Origin of the sequence: Desulfovibrio gilichinskyi (assembly GCF_900177375.1) — a bacterium.
Classification (GTDB): Bacteria; Desulfobacterota; Desulfovibrionia; order Desulfovibrionales; family Desulfovibrionaceae; genus Maridesulfovibrio; species Maridesulfovibrio gilichinskyi.
In genome coordinates this window covers 488464-503718 of record NZ_FWZU01000002.1, presented here as the reverse complement: position 1 = coordinate 503718, position 15255 = coordinate 488464, and the positions used below count along the sequence as shown (strand labels likewise).

The 15255-nt window shown below is 39.7% G+C and carries 13 protein-coding genes and 1 tRNA gene; 7 read left to right on the top strand and 7 right to left on the bottom strand.

Translation table 11 applies throughout. The features are described 5' to 3' along the window. Positions 1 to 119: 119 nt before the first annotated feature. Positions 120 to 2279 (bottom strand): PAS domain S-box protein, encoded by a 2160-nt coding sequence (locus tag B9N78_RS07165; RefSeq protein WP_245805492.1) that lies wholly within the window; start codon positions 2277 to 2279, stop codon positions 120 to 122. 294 nt (positions 2280 to 2573) lie between these two features. Here B9N78_RS07165 and B9N78_RS07160 point away from each other — a divergent pair, with 294 nt between their 5' ends. After that, complete coding sequence (locus B9N78_RS07160) at positions 2574 to 3626, top strand: hypothetical protein (protein ID WP_085100483.1); 1053 nt, start codon at positions 2574 to 2576, stop codon at positions 3624 to 3626. A 24-nt stretch (positions 3627 to 3650) separates the two neighbouring features. Here the strand turns inward: B9N78_RS07160 and B9N78_RS07155 are convergent, their stop codons facing one another. Next, entirely contained in the window at positions 3651 to 4112 is a 462-nt protein-coding gene (locus B9N78_RS07155; protein ID WP_085100480.1) for an Lrp/AsnC family transcriptional regulator, read from the bottom strand. A 232-nt stretch (positions 4113 to 4344) separates the two neighbouring features. Here B9N78_RS07155 and B9N78_RS07150 point away from each other — a divergent pair, with 232 nt between their 5' ends. Both B9N78_RS07150 and tdh read left to right on the top strand, forming a co-directional pair. Next, positions 4345 to 5535 carry a glycine C-acetyltransferase gene (locus B9N78_RS07150; RefSeq protein WP_085100477.1) on the top strand — a complete coding sequence of 397 codons (1191 nt, stop codon included), beginning with the start codon at positions 4345 to 4347 and terminating at the stop codon, positions 5533 to 5535. A 14-nt stretch (positions 5536 to 5549) separates the two neighbouring features. Then, positions 5550 to 6584: an L-threonine 3-dehydrogenase gene (gene tdh, locus B9N78_RS07145; protein ID WP_212637015.1), complete on the top strand. Its 1035-nt coding sequence runs from the start codon at positions 5550 to 5552 to the stop codon at positions 6582 to 6584. Positions 6585 to 6708: 124 nt separating this feature from the next. On the opposite strand, the gene B9N78_RS07140 is transcribed toward tdh, so the two are convergent. Together B9N78_RS07140 and B9N78_RS07135 are read right to left on the bottom strand one after the other, a co-directional pair. Beyond that, complete coding sequence (locus tag B9N78_RS07140; RefSeq protein ID WP_085100474.1) at positions 6709 to 6978, bottom strand: hypothetical protein; 270 nt, start codon at positions 6976 to 6978, stop codon at positions 6709 to 6711. A gap of 212 nt (positions 6979 to 7190) precedes the next feature. Beyond that, the gene (locus B9N78_RS07135; RefSeq protein WP_085100471.1) at positions 7191 to 9374 is read right to left on the bottom strand and encodes an AsmA family protein; all 2184 of its coding nucleotides are present in this window, start codon (positions 9372 to 9374) and stop codon (positions 7191 to 7193) included. Positions 9375 to 9613: 239 nt separating this feature from the next. On the opposite strand from B9N78_RS07135, the gene B9N78_RS07130 reads away from it, so the two are divergent. Next, the gene (locus tag B9N78_RS07130) at positions 9614 to 10402 is read left to right on the top strand and encodes a hypothetical protein (RefSeq protein ID WP_085100468.1); all 789 of its coding nucleotides are present in this window, start codon (positions 9614 to 9616) and stop codon (positions 10400 to 10402) included. Between the two features lie 104 nt (positions 10403 to 10506). Here B9N78_RS07130 and B9N78_RS18495 read toward each other — a convergent pair whose 3' ends face one another. Next, complete coding sequence (locus B9N78_RS18495; protein WP_085100465.1) at positions 10507 to 10920, bottom strand: MerR family transcriptional regulator; 414 nt, start codon at positions 10918 to 10920, stop codon at positions 10507 to 10509. A gap of 228 nt (positions 10921 to 11148) precedes the next feature. Here B9N78_RS18495 and B9N78_RS07120 point away from each other — a divergent pair. After that, a tRNA-Val gene (locus B9N78_RS07120) sits at positions 11149 to 11223 on the top strand. A 145-nt stretch (positions 11224 to 11368) separates the two neighbouring features. Here the strand turns inward: B9N78_RS07120 and B9N78_RS07115 are convergent. Then, entirely contained in the window at positions 11369 to 11596 is a 228-nt protein-coding gene (locus B9N78_RS07115) for a transposase (RefSeq protein WP_281248172.1), read from the bottom strand. 227 nt (positions 11597 to 11823) lie between these two features. On the opposite strand from B9N78_RS07115, the gene B9N78_RS07110 reads away from it, so the two are divergent. Then, the gene (locus tag B9N78_RS07110; protein ID WP_085100462.1) at positions 11824 to 13308 is read left to right on the top strand and encodes an ATP-binding protein; all 1485 of its coding nucleotides are present in this window, start codon (positions 11824 to 11826) and stop codon (positions 13306 to 13308) included. Here the strand turns inward: B9N78_RS07110 and B9N78_RS07105 are convergent. Continuing rightward, entirely contained in the window at positions 13287 to 13616 is a 330-nt protein-coding gene (locus B9N78_RS07105; protein ID WP_085100459.1) for a DMT family transporter, read from the bottom strand. The genes B9N78_RS07110 and B9N78_RS07105 overlap by 22 nt on opposite strands. A gap of 794 nt (positions 13617 to 14410) precedes the next feature. Between B9N78_RS07105 and B9N78_RS07100 the strand changes: the two genes are divergently transcribed. Beyond that, entirely contained in the window at positions 14411 to 15253 is an 843-nt protein-coding gene (locus tag B9N78_RS07100) for a hypothetical protein (protein ID WP_085100456.1), read from the top strand. Positions 15254 to 15255 lie beyond the last annotated feature (2 nt).

Genomic DNA, 15255 nt, shown 5'->3' with positions numbered 1-15255 from the left:
CATATAAAATAACACAAAACACAATAATTTGGTAACAACTATCGAGCAATTTTAAATAACAACAAACACTCATAGAAAAAGTCGATAACAACATAACAAAAACAATTTGATTCAATCATTTATAACACAGCTGTGCTTGGTAAGCGTATGATAAATTTTGTTCCGTTACCCGGCTCAGATTCAACAAAAAAATCTCCTCCATGGTTTCTGGTAATGATGAAATACGAAACAGAAAGCCCAAGACCGGTCCCAAACCCTACCTGCTTTGTTGTATAGAAAGGTTCAAAAACTCTTTTACGGACCTCTTCCACCATACCGGGTCCATTATCTTCCACCTCAATCCGAACAAAATCCCCATCCTTCCTCGTCCTCAAAGTCAGGCAAGGACGCTCATCTCCAAAATCCTTATCAGACATGGCCTGAGCAGCATTTTTAAATATGTTCAAAAACACCTGCTCAATTTCAGTTTCCGTAATATTAACCGGTGGCAATACCTGCTCATAATCTCTACGTATATCTATAGTTTTAAAGTCGTACTTCTTTTTTAAATCATAATCATTGGCAGCAAGACTGATCGACTTTTCTAAAATTTTTTTGACATCCATCGGTCCGCGTATAGATTCACTTTTCCGGCTGAATTCAAGCATATTGCGAACAATCTGTGCGGCTCTCCGCCCGGCATCGCTTATACCGCGCATATATCCTATAATACCTCTTTTATCCAAATATTCCTGAACTTTATTTAAATCTAAGCCTATATCAGAAGCGACTTCAACATTTTTAGGTAAAGCAGGGGATAAGCGTCTTTCCGCCCCTTGAACACCTGACAAAATTGCTCCCAAAGGATTATTAATTTCATGTGCCATTCCAGCAGCCAAACCACCGACAGACATCATTTTTTCAGTCTGAATCATCATTTCTTCAAGACGTGATTTCATTGTAACATCATCTACCAATAAAACAGCTCCCCCTCTTTCTTCACTGTCAAGAAGAGGATAAACTTTAAGGTTCTTATATTTGACTGTTCCACCAGAGATAAAAGGAATTTTCTGCTTTTCACGGATTATAAACTTAGAAATGGCTTCTGTAATCAATTCGTGTTCACTTTCAAGTTGCGGCAAAATTTCAATAAAAGGTAACCCTTTCACTTCATCCCATGTTAATCCTGTTTCTTCCTCTGCGGACCTGTTCCATTGAATAATATGTCCCTTGCTATCAATTCCGACGAGTACAGTGGGCATGGAATCAATTGTATTTTTAAGAAGGTTACGTAAACGGGCAAGCTCATTTTCAGATTTTTTACGATCTGTTGAGTCCGTGACAATTCCCATATAATACAGGATTGTGCCTTCAGTATCACGAGCAATAACAGTACTGTCATCAATCCAAAGAACCCGCCCGGCAGAATCAACAATTCTGTATTCCTGCTTAAAATGATCAATATTTGAATTATGATACATCTTAACTTCTGCCGAAACTCTTTCCAAATCATCAGGATGAATAATATCAATAAATTTTAAATTTCCAGACATGAATTCATCTGCAGTAAAGCCGAGCTGTGTAACATTTTGAGAAACAAGTTCAACAGGCCATCCTTCCTCGGCCTTCCATTTAAACAGCACAACAGGACTTTTCTCCACAATCATATTTGATTGTCTAAGAGCTTCTTCAGCTTTTTTACGCTCAGCTATATCTTTAATCAGATTAAGGCGCATATCGTTAAAAGCCTTGGCAACCTGATCAAATTCATCAAACTTCTTGCGCTTTTTACTGCGCTTTAAAACGAGAGGACGTTCAAGGTTATCAATATCCATGTTCTGCGCGTATTCAGCCATTGCCTGTAAGTGCCTGGTAACCATATAATAAATAATAATTAAGATACAAAGTGCGACCAAAAAAGTTTTAACACCCTGCATCAGCAAAACAACAAAAACTCTATGCTCTAACCGATTGAATACATTTTCAAGATCAGCAACTACCAATAATTGTCCGACAGGAATTTCCCTGCCGTCTACTAAGTGTTTTAATACAAAAACTCTCTCAATTACTTTTTCCGTTGAGGGGATTGTTCCAACAGATGCAACAGGTTCAATAGAATCTGAAGTCATATCGCTGACTTCTAAATATCGTATTCCTGGTAGTTTTTTAGCCCCTTCAAGCTGAATCAGAACGTGGTCAAGGTTAATATCCCAAAGACTGGCAGAGATTGTATCAACGTAACTGCTTTCAATTTGTGACATTGCTTGATCAATATCGCCCACATCACTTCTGTATTCCATATACAATTGAACACTGGTGCCAAGCACTGTAAAAAAAGAACTACATATCAAAATATAAATAAGGAGCCTGTAGGGTAAGACTTGTCCTTTCCTAAAACCCAAAAAATTTATCATGAAGCTCACACCTCATTTTCGTTGAACAAAAAATATACCTAGAGGTTGTATAAATTAGTCCAATTTATCTTTTCAAATATTTTACCCTGCTCAGGATAGACCTTGTCACACTTATATGCGAAATAGATTAGAGAATCATCATAACCGAACTCAACTATATATTAAAAGCATAAATATCACATGTCTCATCACTTAACTATAAATAAAATAAAATCAGCTTCAGTACTGCTAACGATACTGGCGGTACTGTTATTTAGCTGCGTACCTATACCAGCGGCAGAGCCGGTCTACTTCGAACATAACAGCTCCGCCGATGGCAATTTGTTAACCTCTGAAAAGAAGTCTAAAATTGACGACATTAAAGAATACATAGTACCGCACACCAGCGACTCCGTTCCGCCGTCAAAAGAACTTCGAGCAATTATGAATAATGTGAAAAATCAGCCAATTCAGACGGTTTCTCAGTATAAAAACAATACTGATCGCTCAGTAATTATTTCAAAATTTGCGGACGAACTTATAAAAAACCGGAAAAACGCTACTGCAGCTGACGAAGTTGAGCCTTCACAGGCTTTGAAAGCAATATTTCAGGCATATCGCAATGGGTCCTTGGCCTACAGCCGACAAACAGATGACGAAGATCGGACATACTATCATCCTGTTTATTCTGACATCAGTTTCGATTCAATTTACGATCTCACAATTCTAAAAACAGGACAGGACCTTTTTCTTTCACTTGGCAACGCCCATCTTCACGACTCTGAAATAAATAAAGATACCGAGCGCTCTCAAAAAATAAAAGAACTGCAACAGATAATTTTTGCAATAAAAAAAAGGGATGAAAAAAAACACGGCGTTATGACAGCGGAACAAAGAGAAATGGCACGTTTAAAAATATCTGTAAAAGGAAAGTTTTCCCACAACAAACTATTTGCTGAACGACTACTCGGATTCTTAGGAATTAAACGAAAAGAAGAGGGCGAGAGCTACGAAGAGCTGGCTCACTCATACAGAGTTTACAGACAATGGACTGAACGATGGACAAAATATGATCAAATGATTGAGCGCAAAAAAGCCAGAAGCTACCAATTAGCTCCTTTAAGACATTTTCAATTAAATGACAGCATAAACGACTACCGATACGGTGATAAAAATACGATCAAGACAAAGCAGCTCAAAATATCACCTTCATCAAACAACAATGGCAATGGTAATTTTATAAATAGAAACTAATAAAAATCAGAAAATTAATTCTGACTACTTTTTGTGCTCCGCCCATTTTCCCACGGCATCAAGAAACATAAATGTTTCAGTAGATTTAATCCCGCCGATATTAGAAAGGTCATCCACGAGGCACTGCCTGAACGCATTACGTGAAGGAACAAATACTTCCACAAGCAGGTCATAACGACCGGAAACATTTATAACAGACTGAACTCCGCTGACAGTCGCAATTTTCTCCATAATTTCACGGTTGGCGCGGCCTTCAAGATTAATCCCCACCATGGCAATCAGGCTGTTCTCAAAATAAAGAGGATTTACAGAAGCGGAAATTCTAAGATAATCATTTTTGACCATTCTCTCAGTACGCAATCTTACGGTTCCGTCCGAAACTCCAAGTTTACGCGCTATATTCTTGTAAGATTCACGTCCATTATCCTGTAGTTCTTCAATAATTTTGCGATCTATATCATCCAGTACTAAAGTTTTATCCTTCACTCGAAATCTCCTGCTTTCATAATTACTCTGGATTTTCAAATTCAACAGATTATACATAGTGGCAAAATAACAATTCCGTCAATCCATGACTTAAAATTCTATTATTTAATAAAGTTATTACATTTTTTTGCATTTAAATATTTTACATACTCATTTTTACTATTGACAAGATTTGACATATGGTTTTTCAAATAAAACGGAATACGCACTTTCCCAACATGGAGGATTAAATATGCCTAAGAATTTATTTCAAGCACTTTCTGAGCAAACTGAAGAGTTGAAGGCTACCGGTCTTTACAAAGATGAAAGAATTATCACTTCACCGCAGCAGGCTAAAATATCTGTTGCCGGAGGAAAAGATGTTCTAAACTTCTGCGCAAACAACTATCTCGGCCTTGCGAACAACCCTGAACTTATAAAATCAGCGCAGAAAGCTCTTGAAACTCATGGTTTTGGGCTTTCATCTGTAAGGTTCATATGTGGCACTCAAAACATCCACAAAGAACTTGAACATAAAATAAGCGAATTTCTACAAACTGAAGACACAATTCTCTACGGTTCATGCTTTGATGCAAACGGCGGATTATTTGAAACTATTTTATCAGACGAAGATGCTGTCATCAGTGATGCGTTAAACCACGCATCAATTATTGACGGAGTACGCCTCTGTAAAGCTAAGAGATTCCGCTACAAAAATAACGATATGGCAGACCTTGAACAGCAGTTAAAAGATGCTGCCGACTGCCGTTACCGTTTGATTGTTACTGACGGTGTTTTTTCCATGGACGGGATTATAGCTGACCTGAAGTCTATTTGCGACTTGGCAGACAAATACGATGCACTTGTTATGGTTGACGATTCACATGCTGTAGGGTTTGTCGGTGAAAACGGCAGAGGAACTCCGGAACATTGCGGTGTCCTCGGCCGAGTCGATATAATCACAGGAACTCTGGGCAAAGCTCTCGGCGGAGCATCCGGCGGTTACACATCCGGTCGTAAAGAAATTATTGAATGGTTACGCCAAAGATCACGTCCATACCTTTTCTCCAATACGCTGGCTCCGGTAATAGCCTCCACTTCAATAGCAGTTCTCGATTTAATTAAAAATCATCCTGAACTCAGAACCAGACTTAATGAAAACAGTCAGCTTTTCCGTTCGCGCATGGAAGAAGCAGGATTTACTCTTGTGCCGGGCCATCACCCTATCATTCCGGTAATGCTAGGCGACGCCGTTCTGGCTCAAAAACTAGCTGCAGGACTTCTGGAAGAAGGTATTTATGTTATTGGATTCAGCTTCCCTGTTGTACCTAAGGGACAAGCAAGAATCAGAACGCAAATGTCAGCAGGCCACACTACTTCACAAGTTAATAAGGCTGTTGATGCATTTATCAAAGTCGGTCGTAAACTAAACATTATCGAATAGAAGGATATCATCATATGAAAACAATGAAAGCTCTAGTCAAAGCCAAAGCGCAAGAAGGCATCTGGATGGAAGAAGTGCCCGTACCTGAGTGCGGACACAATGATGTCCTGATCAAAATTAACAAGACCGCGATCTGCGGCACAGATATTCATATATATAACTGGGACAAATGGGCTCAGCAGACAATCCCTGTTCCTATGGTAGTCGGGCACGAATTTGCCGGCGTAATCGAAAGCCTAGGCAGTGAAGTAAAAGGACTTGCTGTAGGCGACAGAGTTTCCGCTGAAGGACATGTCACTTGCGGACACTGCCGTAACTGCAGAGCAGGAAAAAGACATCTTTGTAGAAACACTGTAGGAATCGGCGTTAATCGTCCCGGATGTTTTGCAGAATACGTATCAGTTCCGGCTTCTAACGTATTTAAACTTACCGATGCAATCTCTGATGAAGTGGGATCTATCCTCGATCCTCTTGGAAACGCAGCGCACACAGCACTTTCATTCAATCTTGTAGGCGAAGATGTTCTTATCACCGGAGCCGGACCTATCGGTATTATGGCAACAGCAATTGCCCGCCATGCCGGAGCCCGCCACATCGTTATTACGGACCTCAACGACTACCGCCTCGACCTTGCAAGCAAACTCGGAGCTACCCGCACCGTGAATGTCACAAGAGAAAAGCTGAAAGACGTGATGACTGATCTTAAAATGGTCGAAGGTTTTGACGTGGGTTTAGAAATGTCCGGCAGTCCTGCTGCTTTCACAGAAATGCTGGATAAAATGAACAATGGCGGCCACGTTGCACTTCTGGCTATTCTTCCTGAAGAAACACAAATCGACTGGAACAAAATTGTTTTCAAGGGCCTTAAGCTTAAAGGTATTTACGGCCGCGAAATGTTTGAAACATGGTACAAAATGTCATCCATGCTTCAATCAAATCTCGATGTCACTCCAGTAATCACTCATCGTTTCAAAATTGACGACTTCCAAAAAGGTTTTGACATAATGCGTACAGGACAGTCCGGTAAAGTTATTCTTGATTGGAATTAATCACCCCTGTCTTTTTATATATATTCCACGTAAAAACCGCCCTCTGGATTATCCAGAGGGCGGTTTTTACTTTTAGAAATAAAAATTTTAATAATAGTTAAAAGATCATCTAAACCAACAAGAATTAATTAGCCATGCTTGAATATATCCTCCTTACGTGTCTTTGCGAAATCCCCAGTCTATCCGCAATATCGGCGTTTTCCACACCATAATCTTTAAGGCGGACAATTTTTTCGGTCAGCTTGGCATACTCAACAAAACGAGTCGAAATATACACTCTATCGTTTGCAAACTCTCTGAGAACACTTAATGCAGCCTTCTCCGGTGTTTTATTTCCAAGCTGAACACTATTCATCTCGCGGACCATAGCCTCATATAACAAATTTTCTTTCATTCCATCTCTCCGATTTTTATATGCTTAGCGGTGAAGTTATAATTTCACACCGTCAGCAACTGCCAGACACTGTCGGAGGTAATTAGAAAATTAATGGGTTGTCCTTATAATAAAGACAACCCATTAATTTAATTATTTAAAAACATTAAAAATCATAAACATAAAAGAAGATTACTTAACATGATTTTAATAAATTAAGTACAACATACTAATTAAAATAAACCTTTTATGGCATTGCCGATTTCTTTTACAGGATTTTTGTCAGGATCAGCTGTACCTTTTTGAGCGCCCTTACCGGTAAGAGTCTTCTCAAAACCTTCAAGCGCTCCGCCGACTCCTTTAAGAACATTTCCAACAATACTGAAACCGGACTTTGCAAGAACAATTGCAAACTTTGGCAAGTCAACCATAATAGAAGGATCTGCAACAGGGCCGGTAATATTAATCGGAACAGTCAGACCGACAAGATCTTTACTGCTTTTACCACCTTGACCCTCAAAAGATCCTACAATTTTCGTATCAAGCGCATAATCTAAGATCATCTTATTCAGATCCATTTTACCTGCCCCGTCTCCGCGTAGTAAAGGCGACTTAAGAACCAAATCATCATTAACAGCAACACCGTTATTGATCTTTGCAGTTGCCGAAACTTCTCCAAATTCTGTTCTGTTATTATTTCTACTTCCAATTACTCCACCTGTGAGAATTGAGAATGCATCTCCTGCTAAAAACAGAATATCAAATCCGGATACATACCCGTCCATAACTTTGAACCCTAGATTTCCATCGAGATTAGCAATAATCGTTTTAATATCGTTCCCTTTGCTTGCAAGGTTGGTATTAAAACCCATCTTACCGGAAAAGCTGTCTTTACCTGTCATTTCTTGAGATAAAGCCTCTCCATCAAGTCCGGTAAGAGCCCCGGCAAATGTCATTGTCGGAACATTGCCTGCGACATTTAAAACTGCTGCAGAGGTAAAAGCACCTTTTGCTGCATTAAGTGACAATGGTTTAATATTCAGGATTCCATCTTTAGCTCTGGCAACAATAATAACATCTGTTAAATTAGCCTTTCCGGCAATCAGCTGCTTAACACTGAGATCAGCTTTCAAAGTCAGCTTACGTAAAAATTCAACAGGAAATAATTCCTCTTTTCCTTCAGATTTCACTCCACTCGTCTCTTTCGTTTCTACTTTGGCAGATTTACCGGATTCGGATGGTGGCAGATAGCTATCAATATTAAGCTTATCTACATCTAAGGCTAACGTGATATCAGGACGGTCTGGGTTGGCAAATGAGGCTGCTCCCTTAAGAGTTGTTTCATCCAGATTGACCAATAAATTTGAAATAGCAACGGACTTTGCCGTTCCATCCAGAGACAGATTAAGGCCCACGGCCGTTAAAGCTGAATCACTGGAAGTTTTAACTCCCATAGCCATCTGCTCAAGAGTACTCTTCAGGTTGAATCCCGGGATATTAAGATCTCCGGTAAACTTGAGCTTGTCGCTGCCGATGCCGGATCCTTTAAAGGTTCCTTCGGCTTTCATGCCGTAAGTTTCAAGAACAAGGTTCGAAATATCCGCAGTTCCTGCAACAAGGTTGAGAGCGGCACCACCTGAAAGCGACACCTGACCTTTTCCACCCGGAACAGCTGCGCCTTTGGCATCCACAAGAACTTTAAGATCTTTAATAGCTAAAGCTTTAAAGTCAGAAGACAGCGTTGCTGTTCCTGACGTGTTGGTATCCGCCACAATCTCAGGCTTTGTGGAAGAAAGAAGAACGTGTACTTTAAAATTAAACGGTTTACCGGGGACAAATCCGTCTATACTGATATCACAATCGTCAACGGCTTGCCTGACATTCTCTTTGCGGTCGTCCCACACGATTTTAGCATTTTCAACTTTAAGCCCGCCCAAAGTAATATTCAAATCACTTTTCGCGCCATCTGCTGATGATTCAGCTACTTTTTCGCCGCTGTTCTTTACAGTCTCTTTGCCTGTCAGGTCAGCCCAGTTAGTCACTCCGGCTTTATTACGCATAAGATTCAAAACAAGATCTTCAATATCAACAGATCGCAACTGCACCTCCCCCGAAAGAAGAGGAAGCAACTTAACACTTACATCCGCAGATTTAAGACTGAGCATGTTTTTTTCAGAAAACCCCGGCGCATTAGACAGACTAACTCCGGCCGTAGTGACTCCGACCCAGGGAAAAACAGAAAGTTTAATATCTCCATCAAAAGTTAGCTGCCGACCTGTTTTGTCGAGCACAGCTTTAGAAATTTCATCTTTATAGTCATTTGGATCAATTAAAATTGTAGCAAGAACCATAGCTGCGACAATCACAACAACTAAACTTGCTGCAACAATCCCGATTATTTTTACCGGCTTACTCACAGGAGCACCCTCCATTTAAAATTATTTTAATAAATTTCAGTTTATAAATTATAACTTAACAACAATTGCTTGCTTATTTTCTGTAATAAGGTGTCATACTTTTGAAGATATCCTGTCAGTGGAAAAAATCAAACTATAAATATAACAATTTATAAAGAACTGCCTCTCCATAGCTAGGAATGAATAGCAATTTTATCATTTTTATTGCCAATATTTCTCAAATAAGGCAGTTAATCCCCATGAAAAAAAAATGCGCTTTAGCCCTTACAACCATTATTATGTATGCGGCCTACCTTTTTACTATGATTGAATTACCGTCATTTTTAGATCACTTTTTAGGTAACTGGCCTGAAATGATAGGATATAGATTTGCAACCAGATTAAAAGATCCAACACTATTATACTTCTGCCTGGGTCACTTAGCCATATTCGGAGTAGCCTTACCGCTTTATGTAGCTAAAAAATTTGCACTCAAACCGCACCGAAAAGTTCCATCGGCCATTTTATGGACAAGCATAGCAACTTTGATTGGAGCTTTTTTATTTTATGCTTATTTTCAGGGATTCCTTGCTAATATGTTGCACCCGAACCCTGATTATCCATACATGACTGAAGCTTTCTTCTACATATTCCCATTTTCACTCAGCCTTTGCGTCTATTCGTGTTTTTTAATTCCGCGCGCTGTTATGCAGCTTATGAACGGCAACAAATTTTCGCCGATATTAGAAACCATTGCGGCAACTGGAACCATGCTGATTTCATGGCAGGTATACACACACTATGGTCATATTTTACCGGAAAAAATATTCTGGACTGGTATGGTAATAGCTGCGGCTGGCGCACTGTCCAGATCTTTCTATCTGTCGTTCATCGCCTGTTTTGCAACCCTATATGGAGCTGCAATGGTTATCCCTGTCTTCTATAAAATACCATGGGAGCCGATCCTGCCGGGTTTTCTGGCTGCATTTATAGCATTCTGTTTATATCTCCATTCCAGAGATACCAGAACGTTCCCGCGCTGTTCGTAAGCTGGCGGCCGGGCGGCGAGTAGCACACCTGATTCACAGTAAAGTAGGTAATTCGTTTAGATAAGAATCTGGATTTGTAAAGAATTAAATAGTCAGGGCGGGATTTAATAATCAAGCAATTTTCTAACAGCAAGTAGCTCTGCATGAATTTCTTTAAGAATTTCAGATTTGCAGGATCTATTTGAATTATTATCAATATCAAATAAAGGTAAATTTTCGACAGGATCATTTTCAACCTGTTCAACCGCTACATCATTTTCACCTTCACTTTGCGGATCAAATGAATCCAGACGCTTTCGCGCTCCTTCAATTGTAAGCCCCTCATCATGCAATAGTTCCTTAATGCGGGCGATAAGTTTAACGTGCTCTTCATTATACAAACGCTGACCTGAAGGCGTGCGAATAGGCTCAAGCTGTTCGAACTCCCCTTCCCAGAAGCGCAACACGTAAGACTTCAAGCCGACAAGTTTTGCCGCCTGACCTATCTTGTATATTTTTGATTCATTCTGCAGACTCATAAGGACCTTACTATCAAAGAGATATCTCTTAGAAAAGACTAAATAAGCAATTAACTTCGTAAAATATGATTTTATTTACATATAACCAGCTAAGCTGATGTTTAGCACCCTAACCGTACAAAAAGAAATGTTTATTTTCTAAGCGGCCTACGATTTTAAAAAAAACAAATTTCATGCTTGACAGAAATAAGTCCCTCAAGTAGTAATCCACTCCGTTGAGACGAACATAGGCGCGTAGCTCAGGGGTAGAGCACTTGCTTGACATGCAAGGGGTCAGCAGTTCAAAGCTGCTCGTGCCTACCATTAGGTAGAACAAAGCTGGTTATCGAAAGATAGCCAGCTTTTTTTTGTGGACGGTCAACCGGACGGTCAACCTTTGTGGGTCTACACCAAAGAAAGAGGCGCATGCCCGATCGATCAAATTTCCAATCGTTAATTTTTAGCTTGGCTACCCGCACAAACCCCGCACACGCAACCGATAGTTTTCAAAGTTTCTAAAGCCGTATGCCCGTCTTTGGATGAGTTTCATATTGCGATGGAAGCCTTCTGTTATTCCGTTACTTTTTGTGTAGCGAAACATCCTGGCCACTTCTTCTTGCCAGCTGTTTAAGGTTCTCCCTAACGTTCGAAGCAGAGCAAATGGACTTCGCTTGAATTGATTGATTTTTTCAAGCAGTTAAAAAACATATTTTTTGCAACTCGAATTATTTTGAGCTTTGTTTCTGATTAGATCAACGCATGTGTAATGCGCGAGCGAACTTTATTTCAATAATATTAATTTACTTTGAAGTCGCCAGCAGGAGATCTCTTTAAAAACATTCATCTAGAAAAATAAAATAACTTTATTTCTCACGCTCAATGTTTTAAGTGGCTATGGTTCTAATTTTAAAACAGGATTATATAATGATATCTAATAAAATTTTCGGAATCCAGATTCCTGCGCAATTAGCATCCATTTCAATCGTTGTTATTGCTGCTCGTGAATGTGCTAAAATAAGAGGTTTTAGCCCTGAAGATGTACAAGCTCTCAGCCTTGCTGTGGAGGAGTCTCTCATTAACTCAATTGAAATGGGTTTTGGTGGGAGTGCCGAGGAGATAGATATTTTGTTTTTGAGGACACCGTCTGGGCTTGGAGTTAAAATAAAAAGTTTATGTTTGCCATTAGAGCCGGAAAAACTCCCGCAGTACTGTGTGCGTAGGATGTCCGAGCATAATGACACTACAGGGTTAAGCTTTCATTTGGTGAAACAGATGGTGGATAATCTGCATGTTTTTATAGGTCAAAACGGAGAGCGTGAACTTTCGTTTGAAAAATATATTCTCGAGAAAAGAGTTCAGGAGGATACTAAACGCAAACGGACGGAACGAATCAGTACAACTCATACAACAAGATTTGCTATTCCTGACGATGCTGAAAATATTTCTCGTCTTGTTCTACGTGCGCATGGTGAAGTTTTGTTTGGTGAGTCTATCTATTATCCTGACCTTGTTCGTGAAATGATAGAAACTAAGGATATGTTTTCTGTTGTTTATGAGGCTGAAGATGGCGAGCTTATAGGGCATTTTGCTCTCATTAAAGAAGCTTTTGGGCCATCCGTGGAGGAACTCACTTATGTGGTTATTGATGGTCATTACAGAAGTCCTGGGGCTTCAAAAGTGCCAGAACTGCTTATGGAAAATGCTAAATCTAGAGGAGTTTATGCTGTTACGGCCTATGCTGTTACTAATCATGTTCATTCTCAGCGAGGGCTTCAAAGAGATGAATTTACAGAAAATTGCTTATTTCTTGCTTTAAATGCAGCTTCAAAACATAAGGATAAAAAAGAAAACGAAATCGAGAGAATTGGTAATTTGGGCTATACCAAGTATTTTGGAACACGAAATCAAGCCCCTGTGTTTCTGCCGCCACATCACCGCAACATGATTATGAGCATTTATGCCCACGCTGGAATTGAACCATCAGTTTCAGAAGACAATAGTTTTGCTGGTACAGAAAGTGGCTCTCCACGAATCATAACTGAGTCTGAATTACAAGAAGGCTGGATTTCAATTGTCGTACAAGCGTACGGGAGAGATACTTTCTCACACGTAAGAAGTGAATTCTATAAGGCTCGTGCTGATGGTGTTCCGTCAATTCAGATAATGCTCCCTCTTGCCAACTCTGCAACACCGGAAATGTGCAAAAAATTTGAACAGATTGGATTATTTTTCGCAGGAATCAGTCCCGGATATAACTGTAGCGAAAATTTGGTACTGCAATATTTAAACGGAGTAAAACCTGATTTTGAATCCGTTCAGGTCCTCTCTGATTTCGGCAAAACATTAAAGGAGTATGTTTATAAATGCTGGGAAAAAGTACCGGTGGATTACTGTGCTCCTGGAGAGTAATTAAGACCTATCACCCCTATGACAATAAACAATAAAGAGCAAAATCTTACCGGAGTAATCCTTTCACCGAAGAAAAAAATACCGATCAGCACTACTATTGCTGTTCCAAGTCCAGACCACACCGCATAGGCAACACCGACGTCCATTTTTTTAAGAACTACAGAAAGCCCCCACATGGATAGACCATAAAAGACAAATACTGAAACAGTGGGAATAATTTTGGAGAATCCGTCAGAAAGTTTAAGGCACGATGTGCCACTAACCTCACAAATAATTGAAGCAATAAGAATCATCCAGCTTTCTAACATTTGTACTCCATTCTACTTATAAAAATCTAAATACTCACAAGTTCCCTAAAGTCAATATTGAATGGGTGCAATAAAACAATATTCAGCAAACATTTTCAAAGAGATATTTTGATTTTGAGCTGTTATTTATCGCGCTGTAAATATGAATAAATAACGAGGTGAACACTTCAATGGCATCGCATTCAAACTAAAGAATAAATCTACACTCACAGAAACTGTCAACAACATAATTAGCGACATTCAGGATATATACGCTTCAGCTATAAAAATCGAACTACCATGCGAAGCAGCAAAATAATCAGCACAGGATTGTATTATTGGATGAAGTGGTGAGCAAGACAAGAATCGAACCTACGGCACCAAGATTAGGAACCCTTTACTGTATCACTAAACAGAACTGTCAGGAGACTTTCAACAGGTAAGAAACAATTTACAGATTAATATGATTTTTTAAATATTCCAGTCAAAAGGATGGTCAACCACACGGTCAACCAATGGGGTTAACACCCCTATAACACCACCGAAAAATGTTGACGTCTAACAACAAAAACTGAATAAATATAAACAACTACAAGACAATTTCCGTGCTTGACATGCAAGGGGTCAGCAGTTCAAAGCTGCTCGTGCCTACCATTAGGTAGAACAAAGCTGGTTATCGAAAGATAGCCAGCTTTTTTTGTACCCTCCCCTTCGCTAAGCAAAACAGTAGCTAAAAAAAGTCTAATTTGATAACCCTTTTCTGCACTAACAAGACTTGATCCTACTACAGAATGACTCGAAGGAAGCAAAAAATCATGCAAAGAGTGATATATTATCGTTTTCTGGTTATGTTTCTTTTATTTGTTTCAGCTTCCCCATCAGCAGTACACGCTGATTCAATAGACAATTTGTACGCTGCTGCAATTTCAGATGCCAGAATCGCAAAACCGGAGGAAATATCTCGCTCGTTGGTTGGAATATCTTCACCAGACAATAAAAACATACCCGCAGTCCTGCAATGGAAATCAATTTCCGGAGAAAACTATATATTAGTATGCACTTGGGCCGGAACCTATATTTCAAGTAAGGGGTGGGTAACAGGCCAAACATATGCTCTTGGAAGCACAGACAATTTATGGGTTACGGCAAGTCCGCAGTTAAAGATGTTCTTCAGCAGCAATGGATTTTGGCCGGATTCACACGCAGAACGAGTTCTAAGAATTGAACAATTACTTGGACTGCCCAAAGACAACGGCAAAGTACGATTCATAGAGTTCTGGGTTAAACCATCTGATCTATTCAGGCCCAGTGCTGATCCTGAACCAAGCGATCATGAAGCACAGCTTGAATATCCCTGGAAGAAAAGCCGATTCCAAGTTCAAGAAATCTCCCAGAAAATTCATGAATATGTCAGCGCGGGAGATCCAAACCACGAATATACATTTAAAGAGTGGTTTGAAAACCTGAATGCCACCAGCTACAGCGGATCAGCTCCCTACCCTTGGACTAAACTTGGCTACACCTATGACTGGGCTGATGATCTTCACAACAACGGGCATGTGGGGTTGTCTGAATTCCTAGTACTCGGCGGATCGACCATAGTGATTGAACAGACTGTGGACACTGATAATTTAGAAAATTACTTTGTTCAGCCATAATC

Excerpts from the sequence above, each read along its gene's own strand:
- B9N78_RS07140 (WP_085100474.1), bottom strand. The coding sequence starts at position 6,978 with ATGAAAGAAAATTTGTTATATGAGGCTATGGTCCGCGAGATGAATAGT.
- B9N78_RS07100 (WP_085100456.1), top strand. The coding sequence starts at position 14,411 with ATGCAAAGAGTGATATATTATCGTTTTCTGGTTATGTTTCTTTTATTT.
- B9N78_RS18495 (WP_085100465.1), bottom strand. The coding sequence starts at position 10,920 with ATGAGTCTGCAGAATGAATCAAAAATATACAAGATAGGTCAGGCGGCA.
- B9N78_RS07160 (WP_085100483.1), top strand. The coding sequence starts at position 2,574 with ATGTCTCATCACTTAACTATAAATAAAATAAAATCAGCTTCAGTACTG.
- B9N78_RS07150 (WP_085100477.1), top strand. The coding sequence starts at position 4,345 with ATGCCTAAGAATTTATTTCAAGCACTTTCTGAGCAAACTGAAGAGTTG.
- B9N78_RS07105 (WP_085100459.1), bottom strand. The coding sequence starts at position 13,616 with ATGTTAGAAAGCTGGATGATTCTTATTGCTTCAATTATTTGTGAGGTT.
- B9N78_RS07110 (WP_085100462.1), top strand. The coding sequence starts at position 11,824 with ATGATATCTAATAAAATTTTCGGAATCCAGATTCCTGCGCAATTAGCA.
- tdh (WP_212637015.1), top strand. The coding sequence starts at position 5,550 with ATGAAAACAATGAAAGCTCTAGTCAAAGCCAAAGCGCAAGAAGGCATC.
- B9N78_RS07130 (WP_085100468.1), top strand. The coding sequence starts at position 9,614 with ATGAAAAAAAAATGCGCTTTAGCCCTTACAACCATTATTATGTATGCG.
- B9N78_RS07165 (WP_245805492.1), bottom strand. The coding sequence starts at position 2,279 with ATGGAATACAGAAGTGATGTGGGCGATATTGATCAAGCAATGTCACAA.